Origin of the sequence: Arsenophonus sp. ENCA (assembly GCF_002287155.1) — a bacterium.
Classification (GTDB): domain Bacteria; phylum Pseudomonadota; class Gammaproteobacteria; order Enterobacterales; family Enterobacteriaceae; genus Arsenophonus; species Arsenophonus nilaparvatae.
This window is the reverse complement of the sequence record NZ_NHNG01000196.1, coordinates 1-2,288: the sequence shown is the minus strand read 5'-3', so window position 1 is coordinate 2,288 and position 2,288 is coordinate 1. Positions and strand designations below refer to the sequence as shown.

The 2,288-nt window shown below is 44.6% G+C and carries 2 protein-coding genes and 1 pseudogene; 1 reads left to right on the top strand and 2 read right to left on the bottom strand.

The window, feature by feature from the left end; translation table 11 throughout:
* Positions 1–263: transposase (locus tag CBG25_RS05020; RefSeq protein ID WP_290603799.1), on the top strand; the 263-nt coding region annotated here is incomplete at its 5' end.
* A gap of 224 nt (positions 264–487) precedes the next feature.
* Here CBG25_RS05020 and frdA read toward each other — a convergent pair.
* Together frdA and CBG25_RS05010 are read right to left on the bottom strand one after the other, a co-directional pair.
* A pseudogene (frdA, locus tag CBG25_RS05015) lies at positions 488–1,812 on the bottom strand (fumarate reductase (quinol) flavoprotein subunit); the annotation flags it as partial.
* 104 nt (positions 1,813–1,916) lie between these two features.
* On the bottom strand, positions 1,917–2,288 hold a 372-nt coding region (locus tag CBG25_RS05010), incomplete at its 5' end, for a transposase (RefSeq protein ID WP_290603757.1).

The window sequence follows — 2,288 nt, the reverse complement described above, 5'->3', positions numbered from 1 at the left end:
AGGCAAACGGCTATAGGAGCCAGATTCAGCGTAAAGGCCATCGAAACAAACCGTTGTCCAAGACTCAGCAAGGGCGAAACCACAGGATTGCAAAGACTAGGGCACGGGTTGAACATGCATTTGCGGCGATGGAACAAATGGGTAGAAAACTGATCCGCACCATTGGACAGGTGCGCGCTAATTTTGCCATGACGATGATGGCAGCATGTTACAACCTAAAGCGGTTGGCGTACTTCCAGAGCGCGTGCATCGTGGCTTTCTGACGCCCAGAATGGGTCAAATGGCCCTAGCCAGGGCAATGTGCGATAGAATCAGTAACGTGATAATCAAAAAAAATCTAATTATTTAGAATGAAAGCCAAGGGTTAATTGAAAATCTTGAGTTTTTCGAGGTGCCCGTATATCTGAAAAAATAACCCTTTATCAACAAAATTGGGACGTAATCAAAAATGCTATTGCTGAGCACATCCGTGTTTTATTAGCGTACCCAAATTAGTTTTCTGCGAAACTCGTGTATGTTTAAAGCGTTCTTTAAGTTCAGCTAGTTTATCCATGGTTTTTTGCATTAATTCAGGTGTACGATAGATGCCACAACCTTCCTCCATTGCTATTCCCATTTCATCACGGATGTTAGCCCAATTCTCTTTACCTTTTTGGTTGATCAGTTTGGTTAAATTGGTTTCAACTTCACGCGCTTTTAATTCAATGGCGTTATTATTGGCTGGAGAGACTTCAGTGGCATATTTAGCCGCTTCAATGCCAGCTAATCACCCAAAAACGACTAATTCTGCTAAAGAGTTAGAACCCAAGCGGTTTGCACCATGTAAGCCAACTGACGAACATTCGCCCACAGCAAACAGACCTTTAATTGATGTTTCACATTTCTGATCCGTTTCAATTCCCCCCATTTTATAATGTGCGGTTGGGCGAACAGGGATAGGATCAATAACGGGATCGACGCCGACATAAGCTTTGGCTAATTCACAAATAAAGGGCAGGCGTTCATGTAGTTTCTCTGCGCCTAAATGGCGTAAGTCAAGATGCACGACATCACCACGTGATGACTTTATTGTGCGACCTGCACGCCACTCATGCCAAAAGGCTTGAGAAAACTTGTCTCGTGGGCCTAATTCCATATATTTATTTTCTGGTTTACCGAGAGGGGTTTCAGGCCCTAAACCATAATCTTGTAGATAACGATAGCCATCTTTGTTGATGAGGATCTCGCCTTCACCTCTACAACCTTCAATCATAAGTATTCCAGAACCTGGCAAGCCAGTTGGATGGTATTGGACAAACTCCATATCACGTAATGGAATGCCATGCCGTAATGCAATACCCATACCATCACCGGTAACAATTCCGCCGTTAGTATTATAACGTAAACACGGCCGGCCCCACCGGTGGCCATAATAACGGCTTTTGCGTTAATTTGAATATGAGTGCCCTCCATCATATGGATAGCGACTAGGCCATTTACTCTTCCTTCATCAACCAGAATGTCTAACACAAAATGTTCATCAAATCGCTGGATTTGTGGGTATTTGAGAGAGGTTTGAAATAGAGTATGCAACATATGGAAGCCTGTTTTATCAGCAGCAAACCAAGTGCGCTCGATTTTCATTCCTCCAAAGCGACGGACATTCACTGTACCATCTTTTTTACGACTCTATGGGCATCCCCATAATTCCAGTTGTGTCATTTCGGTTGGACAATGTTTCACAAAATATTCAACCACATCTTGTTCACATAACCAATCTCCCCCTGAAACCGTATCATTAAAGGGCACCTCGAAAAACTCAAGATTTTCAATTAACCCTTGGCTTTCATTCTAAATAATTAGATTTTTTTTGATTATCACGCTACTGATTCTATCGCACATTGCCCTGGCTAGGGCCATTTGACCCATTCTGGGCGTCAGAAAGCCACGATGCACGCGCTCTGGAAGTACGCCAACCGCTTTAGGTTGTAACATGCTGCCATCATCGTCATGGCAAAATTAGCGCGCACCTGTCCAATGGTGCGGATCAGTTTTCTACCCATTTGTTCCATCGCCGCAAATGCATGTTCAACCCGTGCCCTAGTCTTTGCAATCCTGTGGTTTCGCCCTTGCTGAGTCTTGGACAACGGTTTGTTTCGATGGCCTTTACGCTGAATCTGGCTCCTATAGCCGTTTGCCTTCAGCCAAGCTTCCCGCTCCGCAGAGGGATAGCCTCGGTCGGCGTAGATATTGCGATTGGTGTTGGCCTTGTCAATGACCCTTTCGAAATGCTGACTGTCGTGGGTGCT